Below are 21,059 nucleotides of genomic sequence, written 5' to 3'. Positions count from 1 at the left end.
CAAATACTTTTTTAGTTCTTTGAAAACTGGATATAAACACCATGATCGTCAATTTTTAACGAGAGTTTGATCCTGGCTCAGGATGAACGCTGGCTGTGTGCCTAATGCATGCATGTCGTGCGAAGTACTTGTACTTAGCGGCAAATGGGTGAGTAACACGTACCTAACCTACCTTTAGGATTGGGATAACTGGAGGAAACTCCGGCTAATACCGGATATGTTATTGTCTCGCATGAGACTTTAATCAAAGGAGCGTTTGCTCCGCCTAGAGATGGGGTGCGCTACATTAGGTAGTTGGTAGGGTAAAAGCCTACCAAGCCGATGATGTATAGCGGGGTTGAGAAGCTGATCCGCCACACTAGGATTGAGATACGGCCTAGACTTCTACGGAAGGCAGCAGCAGGGAATTTTCCACAATGAGCGAAAGCTTGATGGAGCGACACAGCGTGCAGGATGAAGGTCTTAGGATTGTAAACTGCTGTTGTGAGGGAAGAACAGCCGGAAGAGGAAATGCTTCCGGTTTGACGGTACCTCACCAGAAAGCACCGGCAAACTATGTGCCAGCAGTCGCGGTAATACATAGGGTGCAAGCGTTATCCGGATTTATTGGGCGTAAAGCGTTCGTAGGTGGTATGTTAAGTCTAGAGTTAAAGCCTAAAGCTCAACTTTAGTCCGCTTTGGATACTAGCATACTAGAGTCATGAAGAGGTTAGTGGAACTCCATGTGAAGCGGTGGAATGCGTAGATATATGGAAGAACACCAATGGCGAAGGCAACTAACTGGTCATGTACAGACACTGAGGGACGAAAGCGTGGGGAGCAAATAGGATTAGATACCCTAGTAGTCCACGCCGTAAACGATGCTCGTTAGTTGGTGGCAGAGTCACTAGCGCAGTTAACACGTTAAACGAGCCGCCTGAGTAGTATGCTCGCAAGAGTGAAACTTAAAGGAATTGACGGGGACCCGCACAAGCGGTGGAGCATGTGGTTTAATTCGAAGCTACGCGAAGAACCTTACCCACTCTTGACATCCTTGGCAATGCTATAGAGATATAGCGGAGGTTAACCAAGTGACAGGTGGTGCATGGCTGTCGTCAGCTCGTGTCGTGAGATGTTAGGTTAAGTCCTGTAACGAGCGCAACCCTCATCCTTAGTTACTAACATTTAGTTGAGCACTCTAGGGAGACCGCCGGGGTAACCCGGAGGAAGGCGAGGACGACGTCAGGTCATCATGCCTCTTACGAGTGGGGCGACACACGTGCTACAATGGCAAGTACAAAGAGAAGCAATACGGTGACGTGGAGCAAAACTGGAAAACTTGTCTCAGTTCGGATTGAAGTCTGCAACTCGACTTCATGAAGTCGGAATCGCTAGTAATCGTAGGTCAGACATACTACGGTGAATACGTTCTCGGGTCTTGTACACACCGCCCGTCACACCATGGGAGTTGGTAATACCCAAAGTCGGTAGATTAACTTCGGAGATCGCCGCCTAAGGTAGGACTGATGACTGGGTGAAGTCGTAACAAGGTATCCCTACGAGAACGTGGGGATGGATCACCTCCTTTCTACGGAGTACAAATCGATCTTGATCGTCAAGATCACACACATTCACAAATCTTTAGTTAGCAATTGATCTCACAAACAAATCTAACTAGAGTGTCATGGAAACGTTTATATTCAGTTTTGAAAGTTCTTTTAAAGGCGCCTCCTGCAAGGGAGGCATTTTTTATTGGAGTTTTTTCGAGCTAAAAGTCGTTGAACTTCCGGGTTTAATTCTGGCTAAAATTAGGGGCAGTATTTAACTCGCGACCATAAAACTTGATCCGGCGGCAATTTTCTAAAAAATAATGCTAATTTTCTCAATTTACCCGGATTTAATCATGTATAATGGAAAACGAGATTACTAATCTTAGTTCTGGTTTAGCGTCAATCATCTTGAAGAAAACCGCTAAACAGCGAACTTTTCTCATTTAAAAATTAGTTATCTCAAATTAGTTAAAGTTCTTTGAAAACTGAATAGCAAAGTAAATCTTTAGACAACACAAAAACTAAAGTTTTTCGTCTAAGATAAACATAAAATCATCTCGCCGAGAGTCAAGCGCAAGCTTGATTCGCGGCAATACTAAACAATAGGCTTTAAATTAAACAAGGGCTTTTGGTGGATGCCTTGGGTCTAATAGGCGATGAAGGACGTGATAACCTGCGATAAGTCTCGTAGAGCCGGACATAGGCTATGAAACGGGAATTTCCGAATGGGGCAACCCACTCAGATTAATCTCTGAGGATTGTTCACTGAATCCATAGGTGAACAAAGCGATACCTAGCGAATTGAAACATCTTAGTAGCTAGAGGAGAAGAAAACAAAAGTGATTCCGTAAGTAGTGGCGAGCGAAAGCGGAATAGTCCAAACCGTCATTTTGGCGGGGTTGTAGGGCGACTAGCACGGAGTCAAAAAGTTGATGGATAGGAGAAGGAGTTGGAAAGCTCTGCCAGAGAGGGTGAAAGCCCCGTAACCGAAATTCATCAACCTCCTAGTCGTACCCTGAGTAGGGCGGGGCACGTGGAACCTTGTCTGAACCAGCCGGGACCACCCGGTAAGACTAAATACTCATTAGACACCGATAGCGAACTAGTACCGTGAGGGAAAGGTGAAAAGAACCCCGGAGGGGGAGTGAAATAGATTCTGAAACCAAAAAGCCTACAAGTAGTCAGAGCACGTTAATGTGTGATGGCGTACATCTTGCAGGATGGACCGGCGAGTTATGTTAGCATGCGAGGTTAAGTGGTAAAAAGCGGAGCCGTAGAGAAATCGAGTCTGAATAGGGCGATTAGTATGTTGGCATAGACCCGAAACGAGGTGATCTAACCATGGGCAGGTTGAAGCATGGGTAACTCCATGTGGAGGACCGAACCAGAGTACGCTGAAAAGTGCTTGGATGACCTGTGGTTAGTGGTGAAATTCCAATCGAACCTCGATATAGCTGGTTCTCCCCGAAATAGCTTGAGGGCTAGCGTGTGGTGTTAAGTTACGGAGGTAGAGCACTGAATGTGGGATGGCCTCACCTAGAGGTACTGACCATAATCAAACTCCGAATGCCGTAGCGGATTGCCATGCAGTCGGACTATGGAAGATAAGTCCCGTAGTCGCGAGGGAAACAACCCAGATCGTCAGCTAAGGTCCCCAAATTGTGCTAAGTGAAAAAGGTGGTGAAGTTTCTCAAACAACTAGGATGTTGGCTTAGAAGCAGCCATCATTTAAAGAGTGCGTAATTGCTCACTAGTCAAGAAATTTTGTGCCCAAAATGTAACGGGACTAAGCACAATACCGAAGCTACGGGTACCTACGGGTACGTTAGGGGAGCGTTCTAACCGCGCTGAAGTCAGACCGTGAGGACTGATGGAGCAGTTAGAAGTGAGAATGCCGGTATGAGTAACGATTCAAGGTGAGAATCCTTGACGCCTATTGGGGAAGGTTTCCTGGGGCAGGTTCGTCCACCCAGGGTTAGTCGGGACCTAAGGCGAGGCCGAAAGGCGTAGTCGATGGACAACAAGTTGATATTCTTGTACCTCCGCGTGAGTGATGGAGTGACGAAGCAGGATAACTTTACTAGTTAACGGATTCTAGGGCAAGTAATTAGTGGGTCGTGTAGGCAAATCCGCACGGCATAACCGTGAGTTACGATGCATAGGGAAAGTCTAGGCAAGTACCGAATTAAGCGATTCCAAACTTCCAAGAAAAACTTCTAACTTAATCGCGTGTGAGCCCGTACCGAGAACGGACACACGTCCCCAAGATGAGTATTCTAAGGCGAGCGAGATAACCATTGTTAAGGAACTCTGCAAAATTACCCCGTAAGTTCGCAAGAAGGGGCGCTCACTTCGGTGAGCCACAGGAAATGTGAGGGGCGACTGTTTACCAAAAACACAGCTCTCTGCTAAGTCGTAAGACGATGTATAGGGGGTGACGCCTGCCCAGTGCCCGAAGGTTAAGTTGATTTGTTAGTCAAAAATTAAAATACGACGAAGCATTGATATGAAGCCCGGGTGAACGGCAGCTGTAACTATAACGGTTCTAAGGTAGCGAAATTCCTTGTCACTTAATTGGTGACCTGCACGAAAGGCGTAACGATCTCTCAACTGTCTCAACAATGGACTCGGTGAAATTATGGTAACGGTGAGAACGCCGTTTTCCCGCAGCAAGACGAAAAGACCCCGTGAAGCTTTACTACAACTTCGTATTGGATTCTGGTTAAACATGTGTAGGATAGGTGGGAGACTTTGAAGCGTTGACGCTAGTTAACGTGGAGTCATCCTTGAAATACCACCCTTGTTTAATTGGGATTCTAACCCACTTTTGTTATCCAAAAGGGAGACAGTGCGTGGTGGGTAGTTTGACTGGGGCGGTCGCCTCCTAAAAGGTAACGGAGGCGTTCAAAGGTACCCTCAGTATGGTCGGAAACCATATGTAGAGCGTAAAGGTAAAAGGGTGCTTGACTGCGAGACACACATGTCGAGCAGGTGCGAAAGCAGGACTTAGTGATCCGGCGATTCCGTGTGGAAGGGTCGTCGCTCAACGGATAAAAGTTACTCCGGGGATAACAGGCTAATCTCCCCCAAGAGATCACATCGACGGGGAGGTTTGGCACCTCGATGTCGGCTCATCGCATCCTGGAGCTGGAGTCGGTTCCAAGGGTTTGGCTGTTCGCCAATTAAAGCGGTACGCGAGCTGGGTTCAGAACGTCGTGAGACAGTTCGGTCCCTATCTGCTGTGGGCGTTGGAGTGTTGAGAAAAGCTGTTCCTAGTACGAGAGGACCGGAACGGACGTACCACTAGTGTTCCAGTTGTCCCGCCAGGGGCATAGCTGGGTAGCTAAGTACGGAAAGGATAACCGCTGAAGGCATCTAAGCGGGAAGCCTCTTTCAAGATGAGCACTCCTTGAAATTCCTTGTGGACTACGAGGTTGATAGGCTGGGTGTTTAAGTATGGTGACATATTGAGCTGACCAGTACTAATAATTGAATAATTTAACGCTAAGTTTAGAAAAAGATTGATTTTGAAGCTATTCAGTTTTGAAGGTTCTTCGCGCTGCCGAGAGGGCAGTTTTTTATTGGGACTTCTCCGGTGTTAGGTGATTTATTTATTGGATATTAGTTGTTTTATGCTATAATAATTAGAATAACGAGGGGGAAAACATGAAAAAGTTTACTAAAACATTGCTAGTTATCGCTACTTCAACCGCCGTTTTCCCGATTGTAGCTGGACTGGTTTATTACGATCAGTTTTACCAAAAGACAGTTGACCCAGTTTCTCCCGGAATTTCCAAAATAGCTAACCAAGAAGACAAAGAGAAAAAAGTTTAGTTTTCTGAGACTGACTTAAAAATTTAAGTTTTCAGTTTAATTGACAATTTAAAAATATCCAACGTTCAAACTACAATTTTTGTAAAAATGTTGCGTGAATAAGTTAAACTGTTGGAGTGAAAAAACTTTCTTGGGGTGTGATTTTAACTTTGGGCGGTTTTTGACTACCAACCCAAGTCGTGAGTTGTGCGCCGCACGTTGATTTAAGTTTGACTGCCAAAGTTCGCACTCAAGTCGACGGAATTCACCCGCTCAGCCAAACTAGTCTGGAAGAAGATTTAAAGACAGCGATTGAAAAAAGCTCTGCTTTATCGGATCCGGTTAAAAAAAGCGCCCTTGAAAAATTAACCAACTGACTTAACCAAAACCACCATTTCCACGTGGGTCAAACGGTTGTTCTTTTTGAAGTTCAAGGCGATCAAGGGCAAGTCACCTTAGAAATTGTCACCCAGCGCGCTTAGAGCGTTAAAATCTTAGTTAATGAACAAGTTATTTTTTGACATCCGTAATTTTGCCGACCGGCGTTTTTTAATCGTCACGCAAAACGGTCAACTTTGTCTGTTGGATGTAATCGCTCCAGGTCAAGATCCAATTGAAAATTTAAGACTTAAAAAACTTCTCAGTCGCCTCAAAAAGCCGGTCCGACTAGTCCGCTGCTGCCAGCAGACTAAGTACTTTGGTGATTGACTGGATGAGTACTTCCAAGGCCGAAAAACGAAAATGGACGCGCAAAAAGTCGCTTGGCAAAATGTTTCTCCCTTCGCCCGACGTGTTTACGCCCAGTTAGTTAAAACTCACCGCGGCGAGTTACTTACTTACCAAGCTTTAGCCGCTAAAGTTGGCCAGCCGCGAGCGGCCCGAGCAGTCGGAAACGCTTTATCCAACAACCCGTTTTTACTGCTTGTGCCTTGCCACCGGGTTACCCACGCCAACTTGACCCAAGTTGGATCTTACCGCGGCGGGATCAAAATGAAGCATTTTTTGTGGCAACTTGAACGCGGCTTTGCCGCTTCCAGAGCGGTATAATTTTTCTGTTATGGCAAAAGTAGTTATTGCCCTCTCGGGCGGAGTAGACTCAGCCGTGGCCGCGTGACTATTGCTTAGGCAAGGTCATGAGGTCAGGGCCGTTTTTATGCGCAACTGGGATGATTTAGCTAACCAAGTCCAAGTTAGTGCTCTAAAAGTTCCTAGTCAAAATTGTCCCCAGGAAAACGATTACCAAGACGCGCTGAAAGTCGCCCAAAAACTGGGCATCGAATTAACGCGAGTTGATTTTGTTGATAAGTATTGAAACGAAGTTTTTCAAAATTTGATCCAAGGGTACCGGCAAGGTTACACCCCTAACCCAGATGTTTGGTGCAACCGCTTAATTAAATTCGGTGCACTTTGGCAGTGAATTCGCCAAAACTGACCCGATCAGCAGTTTCTGGCCACGGGGCATTACGCCCGTAACCAGGCTGGTCAACTGCACCAGCCACTCGATCAAACTAAAGACCAGACTTATTTTCTCGCTCAAACCAAGGCCGAGCAGCTTTCTCATGTACTTTTCCCGCTGGCTGATTACACTAAGGAAAAGGTACGTGAAATTGCTCGCCAAGTTGGTTTAGAAGTCGCGAGCAAAAAAGATTCGACGGGAATTTGTTTTGTCGGTAACCGAAAGTTCACGCTTTTTCTTGAGAATTATTTACCCAAAAAGTCCGGAGATATCGTAGATTTAACCACTCTTAAAAAAATTGGTCAACACCAAGGCGTCGCGTTTTACACCATCGGTCAACGCGAGGGCCTAAATTTGGGTGGTCAGTCTGAGCGCTACTACGTAGTTGGTAAAAACGTGACCCGAAACATTCTTTACGTCGCGCCGCTTAGCGACTCTCAGTTTTTACTTTCCCAAGCCGTCACGCTCAAAAAAGTTAACTGACTAGTTGATGATTACCGTCCTCAGGAAGCCCAGGCTAAATTTCGCTATCGCAGTTCAAGCGTTGATGTTTCGCTGACTTGGGAAAAAGACCGCTTGCGCGTTGATTACCCAACCGGACACTGGGCTGTGACGCCTGGTCAGCAATGCGTTTTATACGCCGATTCGCTTTGCTTAGGGGCTGGCGAAATTGACCAAGTTTTTGATCAGAAAGGTCTTAAAAACTACTTGCTCTAAGTTGTTAAGTTGCCTAAGGACTTATTAATTAGCGTTTTTTAGGCAGCCAAGTTTAGAATGCAGTGGTACATTTATAAAGTATGCAAAAACTCTCAGCTAACCGAATCCGCCAAATGTGAACCGATTTTTTCGCTGCTCACGAACACTTAGTTTTGCCCTCTAGTTCCCTAATCCCTCACCGCGACCACTCTTTGCTGCTAATTAATTCGGGCGTGGCTACGCTTAAACCTTATTTTACTGGCCAAGTCAATCCGCCATCACCTAACCTTGTTAAAGTTCAAAAATGCATTCGAACTAACGACATTGAAAACGTGGGCAAAACGGCTCGCCACCACACCTTTTTTGAAATGCTCGGCAATTTTTCAATCGGCGGCTACTTTAAAAAAGAAGCGCTCGTTTTGGCTTACCAGTTTATTTTCAAACAGTTAAAACTACCTAAACAGCGGATTTACATTACTTACCATAGCGAAGACTTAACCACTTACCGAATTTGACGCGAACTAGGCATTTCGGCTGACCACTTGGTGGCTGGCAGTCGCGCGACTAACTTTTGGGATTTGGGTCAAGGTCCCTGCGGCCCTGACACGGAAATTTTTTACGACCGCGGAGCTATGTTTGATCCCCAAAAACAGGGCACCAAACTTTTGAGCGAAGACATTGAAAACGATCGTTACTTAGAAATATGAAACATCGTTTTTTCCGAGTTTGAAAACGATGGTCAAGGTAACTACCAAGAACTGAGTCAAAAGATGATCGACACCGGCGCGGGCTTAGAACGTCTAGCGGCTATTTTTCAGGGAGCACCGACTGATTTTGAAACCGACCTATTTTTGCCAATCATTGCCGCCGTTGAAAAACTTAGCCCCCATCCTTACGAGCCAAGGTCCAAAGTCGCTGCCAAACGCAAAATTACCCAAGCTTACCGGATTATTGCCGACCACATTCGTGCGATCGTGATGGCAATTGAAGACGGGGTGATTCCGAGTCGCACAGCGCGCGGTTATGTGATTAGACGCTTAATTCGTCGCGCTTACCACGCCGGCTCCAAACTGGCGATTAAGTCCGAGCATTTTTTGAACAAATTAGTTGGGCTCGTGGCTAAAACGTTGCCGGTCTACCTGGTGAGCGTGGCCAAAGTGGCTGAGATCATTGCTAGGGAAGAGAGGCTTTTTTGCCCGCACGATGGCCGACGGGCAAACGCTTTTGTTAAACCACCTGGCCCGTCAAAACAGAGTCGATTCCCAGCTCGCTTTCAAACTCTTTGAAACTTACGGTTATCCGCTTGAGTTGACCGAGGAGATTGCCCATGAACACGGCGCTCAAGTTGACCTTGGTCAAGTTGAGCAATTAGCCCAGGCCCATCAGCAAAAATCGCGTGGCAAAGCAAGAATGGGTTTTAACCCGGCTCGTTACCAAGCCAGTTTACCAACTCAAAAAATTTCACGTTTTGTGGGTTACGATCATTTAGAGGCCGATTCACAAGTGGTTTTTCAAACTCAGGCCGACGACAAATGGTTGGTAGCCACGCTTGAGACGCCTTTTTACGCGACGAGCGGAGGACAAGAGCACGACCAGGGAACGCTGGGAGGAGTTTTGGTAGAGAGCGTTTTTAAAGACAAGCACAAAAACCACATTCACGTTTTAAACCAGCCAATTAAAGCCGAAAAAGTTCGTTTGCAAGTAGATCCGGTTATTCGTCAAAAAGCGGCTCAAAACCACTCAGCTACCCACTTGCTTGGCAAGGCTTTGGTAGAAATTTTGGGCGCTAGCGTCCAACTTGGGTCTGAAAATAATTTTCAGCGTCTCAGACTAGACTTTCCCCATCCAAACCGCCCAACGCCCGAGCAAATTAAGGCCGTTGAACAGTTAGTTAACGATTACATTGAACAAGATTGACCGCGGCGTTACTTAGAAACCACTAAGGAAGAGGCGCTAGCTATGGGCGCTTGGCGCTTGACCATGAAGAGTACGATTCAATCGTAAGAGTGGTTGATTTTGGCATTTCCAAAGAACTTTGTGGCGGCACCACGTTAGCAGCACGGCAAAAATAGAGCGGTTTAAAATTATTCGCCTCGAGTCCAAAGGCTCGGGAGTTTACCGGATCGAAGCGATTACTTCTCACCAAAGCATTGAAAATTACCAGCGGGAAGAGCGAGCTAAAATGCATAGCCAAGCCGAGCAACTGCTCGCAAAAATAAAAACGCTTGAGCCAACTTACCAACCCAATTTTTCGTTGGAAAAAGACATAACCATAACTTCCGAGTTAATTCAAAAAACTAACTAATGATTACAAACGATTAATTAAAAAAACTCGTCGCAGCCAGGCCAAGGTTAACGTAGTTTGGAAAACTACCACTTACCAAGGTATGATAGCTTTTATCAAGTTAGATTTTGATCACCAGTTTGATTTAAGATCGCTTGCAATCCGTCTGCGCAGCGAGCACCCCGAAGCTTTAATCATAGTTGGCAGTGCGGTTGGAAGCAACACTAAAGTCGCGCTTGCTTCGCAAACTTTTGACTGCCAGCGAGTTTTCTCGGAGTTAATTACCAAGTACGGCGGTCGTGGCGGAGGTCAAAAAACTTTGGCGATGGGCATCATTAACACTTCCCGCTTAACTTAGTTAAGTCCCGTTGATTTTTTAGTTGAGAAGTTAAAACCAATTTTGTTTTAGTCTTACGAATAATTACATTTATTGTAAAATTAACGCAAATACCGAAGTTTTACCACCAGAGGTTTTTGATGCAAATGTGGAAGAAAATCGCGGCAGTTTTTAGGCCCAAAGTTGTTTTGCCGAGCGGGTTAGTTTTCTTGCCCGCTTTGGCAACGGCTTGCTCAGTTGCAGAAAAAAGTTCGTCTAACCAAGATTCAAAATTAGTCAATTTGATCGTCTCAGTTCCTAGCGCCGACGGTTTACACGCTGAGCATCAACTGGTAGTTAAATTAGTTTTCAAAGCCATTCAAAGCAGTCAGTTAACTTCTTGAGCTAAAAAATTAGCCTGGGAAAGTTTTCGGCAAGTTTTTCAAAATACTTACCGACCGCCGGCTCATTTTCACGTCGGTGACAGTTATTTTTTACCAGGTCTTTCCAGCCATCCTGACGGTTCTCAGGTCTTTGACCTGAAAATAACCACCCAAATCAAAAAAAATTCAACGGCTGATTTTTCATAAAGTTATCGCTACCAACGCAAACCGGAAGCCAAATTGACGTTAAATAGTTAAAAATGGAGTATTTTGATCTCAATAGACTGGTCATGGTAGCAGTAATTGTGGTAAAATCACCCTGGCAGGAGATGAAAATGAGAAAATTGCCCTGAATTATCACAAATTTATCCTTAGTTAGTTTGCCGATTGCTTCCACGGTGGCTTGCGGAGCCTCTGGTGTTGTGGGCAATCGAGATGATGGAGAAGCAGCCGAAAGAATTTTTATTAAGACGTCGCTGAGCGATGTTAGCACGCTATCATTTCGAGAAGGCGAGCGTTACAGCGCTTCTCAACTGGGAATTGACAAATTTTTTAATGACGATTTAGCGCTTTCATTATCCGAAAGGTTTGGTAGCGAAAAAATTCTCGGCGCAGATTTTGGTTTTGTCATCACATTTTGCGATGACGTTTCGGGCAGAGTTGTCGCTAGAATTGAAGCCGTCCAAGGTTCAAGCGTGGTTAAAAAGTTTCTCAACTTTGTCCAAATATCAGGTTTTAAAACGGAAGATCCTGAGCAAATTTTGAAAAAAGTCGTTCAACATCTTCCGAGCGATGCACTGTTATGAACTAGTCTTGATCAAGTTAAGGCCAGCATCTTCACTAGGACGAAGTTTTGGTCCGTTAGCGATTTAGGGATTGACCACTATTTTCAATTTCGTAACGTTTTCCACCGCGTTTTTATCTTAGATTACGATGACGGAGTTGGTGAATTAGAGATTGTACTAGAACTTAAAATCGCTGGCGTTGAAAAAACTTTCTCCTTCAAAGTTGCTGGCTATTCCACCGTTAAAATAGACAAGGTTTTAGAAGCAGCCCCGCGTTTTAGTTAGATTGCTCGCTCTGCCAAAAGGACTATTAAGTAGAGCGGTAAAACTACGGGCGCTATCTAGGTTGCAGGACCTAACTGATTGATTAGCTAAAAACTCTCAGGGCCTAAAAATTCTGCCCACTTAAACATCATTAAAAATAGCGCTAGACCTTGACCAGCAACTTTCTGAAGTGATGTTTTGTTTAATTAAACGGGCTCACGACGAGCTTGTAGGGCAGAGGGCAAATTACCTTGCAATGCTATAATCACGGTGCAAAAAAGGAGTTGAAATGAAGAAAGTATTTTTACTTGCTACTACCTTAGGATTTATTTCTTTGCCGACGGCTACGATTGTCGCTTGCGGAAGTTCTCAATTCGAGGTAAAGCAAAAACTTGAAAAAAACCGCTAGTCGCGAGCACGAGCAGTCTCAAGCAATCCGCGCTTACCCGATCCAGTCAAACGAAGTTGACGCTTTGAGTCTTGGAGTTGACCGAAGTTATGATGCAGTCCAACCGGAAACGGAGACAGCTGTCAAACGAAGTCCGTTTATTAAAGAAAACCCTCGAGTGCTAGCTGTTATGAATTACTTAGATAGCGAATTAGCTAAAGGCACTCGATTAAAACACTTGCTTGCTTCCCACGTTGGAAGAAAGTTTGACTTAGCGCCTAAAAAGAGTTTAAAACTACTGGGCCTAAATGACATTCCTAACCATCTGCTGGAGCACATTGATTTCAAATACTCTTTAAAAGAAATTGACGATGCTGACGGAACAATCAGACTTGGAATTAATATCATTGACCGTGCCGCTCACATCGGATACAGTCTTAATCGAAGTGCCAGCGGTTACTTAAAACCGAATCAAATTCAGGAAAAAGACCGCCAAAACATCCAGGCAGAGTTAGCAAACTCGTTAGCTTCTCTGAAAAAAAATCGTCACGAAACACGGTTTGAAAACAAACTGCCGAGTCAAATTGGATCTATAAGAGATGGAGTCAGTTTTTCAAGAATCGGTTTACAGCCTTTCCCAGATTTAATTTCGTCTGACATTTTAACAAGGTTAACAATTGTTAAAACCGATGACCAAAACGGGGAGTTAGAGTTAGAAATTGAACTTTACAAAAACGGTCAATCGCTGACTGGAAAAATTGTGGTTGCAGGATACAACGTTAACGTTGGAGACAAGAGCAGAGCTCAAGCCGTTTTAGAGCACATAGAGAACGAGTTTGATAAAGGCACTCGATTCACGCATCTACTTCCTTCCCACGTTGCTAAAAGTTTTAACTTAGCTTCAAACAAAAGTTTAGGACTACTAGGTATTAATGACATTCCTAAGCAACTAATAGACGAGCTTGATGTCAAATACGAAGTAAGAAATGCTGACGATAACCACGGAATTGTAACGTTCAGACTTAAGATCACCGATCAGGCTAATAACGCGAGTCACAGTGCACTTCTATACATCCGAGGATACGCAAAACTTAGTGAAATTGAGGAAAAAGACCGCCAGCACGCTCGGGCAGAGTTAGAAAAAGCACTCGCCTCTCTGGAAGGAAGACGTCACGATAGTTGACTGCAAGAAAAATTGCCGAGCGAGATCGGGTCCAAAGGAGACTCATTTGATTTTGCAAAAATCGGTTTAGAAAACCCCTCCGATTTAGTTTCGTCAAACATTGTAACCACGCTTACGATCGCTAAAACTGACAACCTCAAAGGGGAATTAGAACTAGAGGTTCAGCTTTATAAAAACGGTCAATCGCTGAACGGAAAAAATTGTGGTTGGAGGATATAACGCTGAGGTTGGCGATAGAGACCAAACTCAAGCTGTCGTAGATTACGTGGAAAACGAACTTGAAAAGCGCACCTGATTAAAACATCTGCTTGCTTCCCACGTTGCCAAGAGGTTCAACTCAGCGGCAAATAAGAGTTTCAAACTGCTGGGCATAAATGACGTTCCTAAGAATTTGACCAACGGACTTGATGTCACATTCAGATTGGGAAATGTTTTTGAGAACTACCAATGGATTACATTACACGGTAAGATCACAGATTACTCCAAAAATCGTCGATTTACCTTTACTGTGTACATACGAGGATTTTTACAGCCTAACCACGTTCATGAAAAAGACCGCCAACAAATCAGAGCGGAGTTAGAACATTTGCTCATTTCCCTGGAAGGAAAACGCTACGACACTTGACTGGCAGATAAATTGCCGAGTCAAATTGGATCCGAGGGAGAGTCGGCTGACTACGACAAAATCGGTTTGAAAGATTTCCCAGAACTAATCCCAACCGACGTTGGAGCCAAATTCAAAATCGTTAAAGCTCACGATCAAAGAGGGGAATTAGAACTAGAGGTTGAACTCTTTAAAAACGGGCAATCACTGACCGGGCAAATTGTGGTTGGAGGTTATAACATTAAGGTTGGCAATAGAAGCAAAGTCCAAGCTATCTTAGATCACATAGAAAACGAACTTCGAAAAGGCACTCGACTAAAACACCTACTTCCTTCCCAAGTTGCAAAAGACTTTGAAAAGGCCCCTCACAAGAGTTTAAAACTGCTGGGACTAAATGACATTCCTAAGGATCTATTGGACGGCTTTGGCATCAGTTTAAAATTGTGGAAAGTTGACGATAATGTCGGAGGAATTTGAATAGATATTGTGGTTGTGGACCACAGCAATAAAACTCACAGTCGCGGATTGTTAAACCCATTTACGGTTATTTAACTGCTTAAACTTTAATTAGATTCAAAAACAGTTCGCGTTTAGTTAACGAGCAAACAGTTATTAAAAAACTCTCCAGTTGCAGTTTTTAGAACCATAAAAAATCACTTCGCAGTAATCAAAACCGGGTAAACCAAGCATAGGTTTATCCGGTTATTTTTAAAACCACTTTTTAACAACAACTAACTTTGTTAAGTCTGAGCCCGCTCACCGAAAAAGTTAACATCAAACCAAAGGAAAATTATTGGTAGATACGAGTTTTTACCAGTTTTAATAGACTAATTTAACGCAATTTGGAAACGTTTTACCCAGGTGAAAAAATTAGCGTAAATGTTATAATTGTCTAGAAAAGGAATTGAAATGAAAAAATTAGTTTTGTTTACCACCTCTCTGGGGTTAATTTCTTTACCCATCGCATCTCTAATAGCTTGCGGAAGTTTTGGAGATTTTGATGACGAAAAAAACCTTGAAAAAGACGATCAGGACAAAAAAGACATTGTCAACCCAAAAGATTCTTACACGACCGCTTTGAAAGATTCCGATACTTTGGGTTATGAAATAGGCGAAAGATATGACGCTGCCCAGCTAGGCCTTGGCAGTTATTTTGACAAAAATTTCCAGTTTGAAGTCAAAGACTACAATGATTTAACGGGTACTCTCATCGTTAATGTGGAGCATACCCAGGATTTTCCAGCCAAATTACTCCGTGAAAATGTCGAAATTAAAGGTTTTAAAAGTTATAACGCCCGGGAATTTTTGGACAAGATTGTCCAAGGGCTACCGTCGGATAAAATGCTAGTTAGCGACTTAATTGACAAACCTAAACCAAGCGAATTAGAAAACCTAGGACTTTTAAACGTGGATTCTCTAGGAATCGGAGAGTACTTTAAGTTTCGTAAAGCTGAGCACTTTATAAGCCCCGTCAAGAGCGATGACGTAGTGGGCGAGTTGGTGATTGATTTAAAAATTGCTATCGCTAACCAAGATAGAACCGTTGAAAATTTGATAGTGACCGATTTGGCTATGGAAGACTCGGTTTTGAAAAGTCGTCTAGGAAGAATCCGCCAAATAATGGAAAAATTGGGTGAGAAATACACAACTACTAACAGCAGTCAATTGCCTTCCCAAATTGCCCAAAGGGTGGAAGATGCTGGTTTTTGGGATCAACTCGGCATCGGCGCTTTTCCTGATTTTGACGAGCAGAAGATTAAGGTTGGTTTTAAAGTCAACAAAAGAAATACCAGTGATGCCAAAGGTCAGTTAGAATTGGTTATTACACTCAAGGCTGAACACGAAAATAATTCTGTCGAACGGAGCAAAACAATTCTAATCAGCGGATTTTTAAGTTTAGACGAAGTCCAACAAGACGAGGACAAACTTAAAGTTCAAACGATCAAAAATTACTTAGAAAACGATTTTGATAAAAATACCACGCTCGAAAAATCACTTCCTTCGGACGTTAAAAAGAAATTTATCAACGCGAAAAATCCAAGTATCACTCTGCTTGGTTTAACCGATCTTTCCGAGGAAATTTTGGATGGAGTCGAGGTTAGTTTTACGTTAGGGACCGCTGATGATCAGGCCGGAACACTCATTTTAGTTGCCACGATCAAAGCTGGAAACGCTCCTGCCGTGGAGACGCACTTACTAATCAAAGGTTTTCTAACGCTGGAACAAGTTAAAGACCAAGAGCGTCAGCAAATCGAGCAAGAACTCCGGAATTTGCTAAATTACTTGGAAAAAAGTAAACATGAAACAAGGTTTGGTCATAAGTTACCAAGCGACGTTGGGACTAGAAAACAAGCGGTTGACTTTGAAAAGATTGGTTTAAACGAATTACCGCGTCAAATTAAGTCAGACATTTTGGTTAATTTAACTATCGTTAAAGTGGACGACGAATACGGCGAATTGGAAGTTGAAGTTGAACTTTCCAAAAATGGTCAAAAATTAGTTGGCAGAATCGTCGTTAGAGGTTACAAGAAAAAAATTGAGTTTGAAAAAGAACGCGAATATCAAATTAACGCTGAACTTAACGCTTTAATTAATTGAATTAGCAGTAACCGCCACCAAACATTGACTAAAAAAGATTTGCGGCCAAGCAAAGTCGGGTCCGTGGGTGAGACGACTAATCTAACTAAACTTGGTTTAAACGAACTTAGTTCCCAAGAAAAAAAAGGTGCCTCAGTTGGTTTTAAAATCGTAGAAGTTGATGATTTTGATGGAGAGATTAGGGTTGAGTTAACGGTTTCCAAACAGGGAGTAAGGCAGCGGAGAAATTACTCCATCATTGGGTACAAAACCCACCGTGATGAGATTAAAGACTTATTCATTTGGATCAAAGGCCATTACCACCGGACAAGTCTTGAAAATGACTTACCAACTTCTGTAATTAAGGGGAGAAAAAGAATCCAGTTTGAAGATCTCGGGTTTGGTAAGTTGCCAGAAGAACGTTTTGGGGAATACGAACTAACTGTTGAGGTAATTGCAGTTAACCAGACCAAAGGTTCGGTTGATTTGCTTGTATCTATTCGCAAGGCCAAACTAGTTGAAAAGTTTGAACACACGGTGTTTGGTTTCAAAACCAGTTCGGAAGTTCTCAATGACCTTCAAGCTAGACTTAAATGGTTTGAGAAAAATCTGGCTGACACAATTCATAAAGACAAATTGCCGAGCGAGATCGGATACTTAAACCAGCAACTTACACCGGAGATGCTGGGGATAAAATCGTTTGAAAACACCGAATTTTGCCAAGACGGGTGCCCCGAAACCGAGTTTACCTTGCTAGCAACTGACGACGTAAACGGCAAGTTGAAAGTTTTATTGAAACTTAAGCGCGAAGGGGTTGAACTGAGCGAAGAAGTTGAAATTAAAGGCTTCAAAACGGTTAACGATGAACTAGACGCGATCATAAACTCAATTAAAAACCAAGTTTGGACCACTAATTTCCGTGACAAGTTCCCAAGCGAGATTGGCCGGGAAGACGAGAGCATAAGTTTCCAAGAACTTGGTATTGACGCTTTACCTTTTGAGCAAACAGACGATGTTGAAATAACTTTAACCATTTTAAGAGTTAACGATAATCAAGGGATTACCAAGGTCAAAGTTGTTATCGCCAAGTTAGGTCAAACTAAAATCACCGATTTTGATGTTAGCGGATTTAAAACAACTACCGATTACAACAGAGAGTTAAAAGACCAGGCTGATCGTTTGGTTAAATGGATTGAAACAAACTGACAAAAGACCTCTAAAAGCGATAAATTACCGAGCCAGATTGGTCAAATAAACCAAGAAGTTAACTTTAGTGTCTTAGGACTACCCCAAATTCCGGACAAAATTAGGGACGGTTTTAATGTGGGTATAAGGATTGGCAAAATCCATAACAAACTCGGAGAAATTGAAATCAAAATTAGTCTTGTCAAATCTAGTTTCAAGTTGGAAACAAAGTGACGCGTTAAAGGTTTTAAAACGAATGTTTCAGTTGCTGGAGAATTAAACAACCTGCTAGCTTGAATTGAAAAAAATCACCTCTCAACGAGTTTAACTAACACCATGCCGAGTGATTTTAAGCTTGCGACACACACAACTCTTAAAGATTTAGGTCTTAGTCCGCTGCCAAAGCATTTAAGTCAAGAAGTCAATTTGCGGATAACCGTGGAAAAGACAAACGATGTGACCGGAGAAGTAAGCGTCAAATTTGTGTTGAGCAAAAATGGCGTTGAGGTGTCCAAAAGTTTGGTGATCGGCGGATTTAAAAAAGTATCTCAACAATTGAGTGAACTACTGGAGTTAATTAAGCAACGTCTGAAAAAAGTTAGATTAAACTTACTGCCTAGTCAAATGGGTCAAAAAGGCGCATCGCTAAGCTTCCTTAAGTTTGGCTTGCCAGAGTTAGATTCCAGCGAGAGAAAAGGAATTAAAATCAAAATGCTGGTGGAAAAAACCGATGACAACGCCGGTGAACTAGTGGTTAGCCTAGAACTTATCAAGCTGGGCGAAAAGAAAACCAGCACTTTAGTGCTTGACGGTTTTCTCAAGAAGTCAACTTTGGACCGCGAAGCAGTTAATAGGTTAGTTGAGCAGATTAAAAAACAAAACGGTTTTGATTCTTCTGCCAAAGAGATCATTATCAAAGTTGACCGCAATTCCGAAGTTTACGACCGTGATGTTTCAAAAATTACCATTGATGAAATCAAGAAAAATCCGCTTGCTTGGAAAATCCTCCTGCCTATAATCTCAAATGATTTTGAAGTAGAGTGATCTCTAGAACTTCTAACCAAAGAGGCTAACAAAAAGGTAATCGTGACTTTGGAAGTGTCGCGAGGTGAAATCACGCAGAGAGTTATTTTCAGGATTGAAGGTTTTAAACCGTACATTGAAAAGTTGATTGAAACTAAGTTGCAAGAGTTGCCATTCCGCTTGACAACTAAATTAAGCGAAAAATCCGTTCGTGATTTTAAGGTCAACCAACAATACACTTTTGCTCAATTGGGAGTTAACTTCCCTGATGTGTTAGACGAGATACTTAAATTCAAATTAGTCGTTCTCAAGTTAGACGACCAAAAAGGCACACTTGAAATAAAAGCGACACTTTGAACCGATTCCACCGATTTTAAAAAGAGCAAGACAATTTTCATTGAGGGTTACTGGAACGAAGCTAAGCGCGAAAAAACTCGGATAAAAGTGGCAAACTTCTACAATGTTTTCAAAGATTTTTACCGAGATAAAAAGATTGGTGACCTTTCGGAGCAACAAGTTAACGAACTGCTTGTTTACGATAAAGTCAATCACGGTAGTCTGTTCATCGGTGACAACCCACGTTGGTCCCAAGGTAAGGAGTTTTCATTAGACGAATTAAAACTTGTTAAGAAACACCAATTGCTTGCGGAACAAATCCGTCGAATGGATCCCAACTATAAGTTTTCGTTTGAAATTGTCGAGCGCCCTGAAAGCGCCAATTTTCAAGGCAGCATCAGGGTGCGGGCAGTCGTGCGGTACGTTGACTTAGAAATTTTTTCAAGAGCAATTGTGATCGGCGGATTACGAAGTTTTGAAGATTATTTCCATGCTCAAGTTAACAATTGAAAGGGAAAAATTCCCGCTAAAATCGCAACCGAATCGCAAGGTCTAATTGCGTCGCTAGTTGAATACGCGGATATACAATATAAGATTTTTGGACTCAAGGGCGATAACATTAGAGCCAAGTCATTCATGGAAATTACCGGTCTAGACAAAAAATTACCAGTTTTTACGTTTGATGGCAAATATACCCTGGAAGTGAAGGCAGTTTTCTACACGGACTCAATTGTTACAAAACAATACTTTAATGTACAGCCGTCCGAGGGTGAGTTTGTGTTTGTGATCGGTCTTAAGGGACAGAATTACGATTATTTCAACCAAAGAGTTTACGATAACAAACTGCATCAAAATAAGAGAAGTTTTGTCAAAACGCTGACCGGCTTTGACTCGATTGATAGCGTGAATAAGGCATATGAGTCATGGGTCAGAAAGTATAACCGCGACAATCCATTTGATGTATCAACAAACGATATTGATAATACCCACTTTATGGGTGTTTTAAAAGGAATTTACGGCGGAAGTGCACTTCCTGAGTTTGCGTACAATTTTGCTTCATCGTCAATTTACGAGGATAAGGCAAAAATGCTGAAGTATTTGCTTGATAAGGCAGAAAAACAACATAACGATCACAGAAAAAAAATGGTTAAGGTTGACTATTATGATGCTGCCAGCGTCAAGAAGTGATTGGCCGCTATTGACAAGCAACTTAACCGTGATTCTAAAATTTATAGCAAAATACCAATCGCCTGAGACAAAGCTTTTGATGCTAGTTTGCGACCATTAGTTGATCAAGTTATCCCTTATTTTAAGTTTAGACAAGTGATTGATGATGGAGAAGGAAAAACTATCATGGTTTTTGAGACGGGTGTAAATTATCGAACAATTTCGCCCAAAAAAGGTGACTTGCCTTCCACATGAGACCAGAATCCTTTACCTTTCAACTCTTGAAATCAAACTAGTTTTAACAGTCTGCTTACCAAAGTCAAATCCCATTACTTCCACTTGCGTGTGCCAAGCAACTTGAGAGAGTTTATGCAAAACGTAGTTAAGTTAGATGCTGTCAAAAGCAAATTGTTTAACCAAAAATTGGAAAACGATTTAGGTGTAAAAGTATTGAAACACAACACCACTGAAAAGAATTACAGAATTGAAGTTAAATTGCCGGTTTTTGGAGCCACTTACGAAGACGGGAAAATCAGAAATTTTGACAACGAACCAAAATGGGAAAGAGACTTGAGAGCGAAGAAACTGCTTTGAGATGAGCAAGCTCTTCGCCAACTAGGTCACCTAGTTTGACCTAGCTTCCAGCACGGCGAAGGAGCTCCAGGCTTTTTAGTTTCTCACGCCTTAGAAAATCTTCTAGTTTCCAAGCGTTATTCTCATTATCCAACCAAATACAAAGAACACGAAATCAACTTCACGAAATACCTTGGTGAACTTGGCATCACAATTGTGTTTGAAAAAACCGCCTACCATTGATTTACTCACGAACTTGACTACAACCATCACGACTACAATGCGGTTATTAAGGTGCGCCCTTGACTACTTTATAACGCCCACTCTTGACTCGCTTACCGGCACATACCAGATACTTACATCAACTCCGCCAACCGACCAATTCTTGTTAAAAGCGATGTAACTTGGGAACTTCTCTACAAACTAGTTAGAAATTAAACGCCAAGACTTGTTGACTCGCCCAACTTTAAAGTTGGGCGAGTTTTTTTGGAAAAATT

General features: G+C 42.7%; 12 protein-coding genes, 2 rRNA genes and 1 pseudogene. All 15 read left to right on the top strand.

Features of this window, described 5'->3' with window-relative positions; all coding sequences use genetic code 4:
- Positions 1-54 precede the first annotated feature (54 nt).
- The 15 genes and pseudogenes from CSH31_RS00495 to CSH31_RS00430 all read left to right on the top strand — a co-directional run bounded on the left by CSH31_RS00495 (position 55) and on the right by CSH31_RS00430 (position 21,000).
- Positions 55-1,567 (top strand): 16S ribosomal RNA (locus tag CSH31_RS00495).
- Between the two features lie 569 nt (positions 1,568-2,136).
- Positions 2,137-5,035, top strand: a 23S ribosomal RNA gene (locus CSH31_RS00490).
- Together the 16S and 23S rRNA genes form the textbook arrangement of a ribosomal RNA operon.
- Positions 5,036-5,195: 160 nt before the next feature.
- A complete protein-coding gene (locus CSH31_RS04275; RefSeq protein WP_161565512.1) occupies positions 5,196-5,363 on the top strand; it encodes a hypothetical protein in 168 nt (55 codons plus the stop codon).
- Positions 5,364-5,479: 116 nt separating this feature from the next.
- The gene (locus CSH31_RS00485; protein ID WP_128008435.1) at positions 5,480-5,824 is read left to right on the top strand and encodes a hypothetical protein; all 345 of its coding nucleotides are present in this window, start codon (positions 5,480-5,482) and stop codon (positions 5,822-5,824) included.
- 19 nt (positions 5,825-5,843) lie between these two features.
- Entirely contained in the window at positions 5,844-6,389 is a 546-nt protein-coding gene (locus CSH31_RS00480; protein WP_128008434.1) for an MGMT family protein, read from the top strand.
- A 10-nt stretch (positions 6,390-6,399) separates the two neighbouring features.
- Positions 6,400-7,515: a tRNA 2-thiouridine(34) synthase MnmA gene (gene mnmA, locus CSH31_RS00475; RefSeq protein WP_128008433.1), complete on the top strand. Its 1,116-nt coding sequence runs from the start codon at positions 6,400-6,402 to the stop codon at positions 7,513-7,515.
- Positions 7,516-7,595: 80 nt separating this feature from the next.
- A pseudogene (locus CSH31_RS00470) lies at positions 7,596-8,675 on the top strand (alanine--tRNA ligase-related protein); the annotation flags it as partial.
- A 22-nt stretch (positions 8,676-8,697) separates the two neighbouring features.
- The gene (locus CSH31_RS00465; protein WP_128008431.1) at positions 8,698-9,498 is read left to right on the top strand and encodes an alanine--tRNA ligase-related protein; all 801 of its coding nucleotides are present in this window, start codon (positions 8,698-8,700) and stop codon (positions 9,496-9,498) included.
- 31 nt (positions 9,499-9,529) lie between these two features.
- Positions 9,530-9,799, top strand: coding sequence for a hypothetical protein (locus tag CSH31_RS00460; RefSeq protein WP_128008430.1), 270 nt, complete (start codon positions 9,530-9,532; stop codon positions 9,797-9,799).
- Between the two features lie 13 nt (positions 9,800-9,812).
- Positions 9,813-10,136, top strand: a complete 324-nt coding sequence (locus tag CSH31_RS00455) for a DHHA1 domain-containing protein (RefSeq protein ID WP_161565742.1) — start codon at positions 9,813-9,815, stop codon at positions 10,134-10,136.
- 125 nt (positions 10,137-10,261) lie between these two features.
- The gene (locus tag CSH31_RS00450; protein WP_128008428.1) at positions 10,262-10,684 is read left to right on the top strand and encodes a hypothetical protein; all 423 of its coding nucleotides are present in this window, start codon (positions 10,262-10,264) and stop codon (positions 10,682-10,684) included.
- Between the two features lie 137 nt (positions 10,685-10,821).
- Entirely contained in the window at positions 10,822-11,547 is a 726-nt protein-coding gene (locus CSH31_RS00445) for a hypothetical protein (protein WP_161565606.1), read from the top strand.
- Between the two features lie 371 nt (positions 11,548-11,918).
- Positions 11,919-13,316, top strand: coding sequence for a lipoprotein 17-related variable surface protein (locus CSH31_RS00440; protein ID WP_128008426.1), 1,398 nt, complete (start codon positions 11,919-11,921; stop codon positions 13,314-13,316).
- Positions 13,300-14,253 carry a lipoprotein 17-related variable surface protein gene (locus tag CSH31_RS00435; protein ID WP_161565605.1) on the top strand — a complete coding sequence of 318 codons (954 nt, stop codon included), beginning with the start codon at positions 13,300-13,302 and terminating at the stop codon, positions 14,251-14,253. The genes CSH31_RS00440 and CSH31_RS00435 overlap by 17 nt, the downstream gene beginning before the upstream one ends.
- Positions 14,254-14,610: 357 nt before the next feature.
- Complete coding sequence (locus tag CSH31_RS00430; protein ID WP_148668989.1) at positions 14,611-21,000, top strand: lipoprotein 17-related variable surface protein; 6,390 nt, start codon at positions 14,611-14,613, stop codon at positions 20,998-21,000.
- The last annotated feature ends 59 nt before the right edge of the window (positions 21,001-21,059 follow it).

Source organism: Mycoplasma sp. ATU-Cv-508 (assembly GCF_004011945.1).
Classification (GTDB): domain Bacteria; phylum Bacillota_I; class Bacilli_A; order Mycoplasmatales; family Metamycoplasmataceae; genus RYZV01.
Note: the sequence above shows the minus strand (reverse complement) of the source record. Positions and strands in the feature narration are given on the sequence as shown.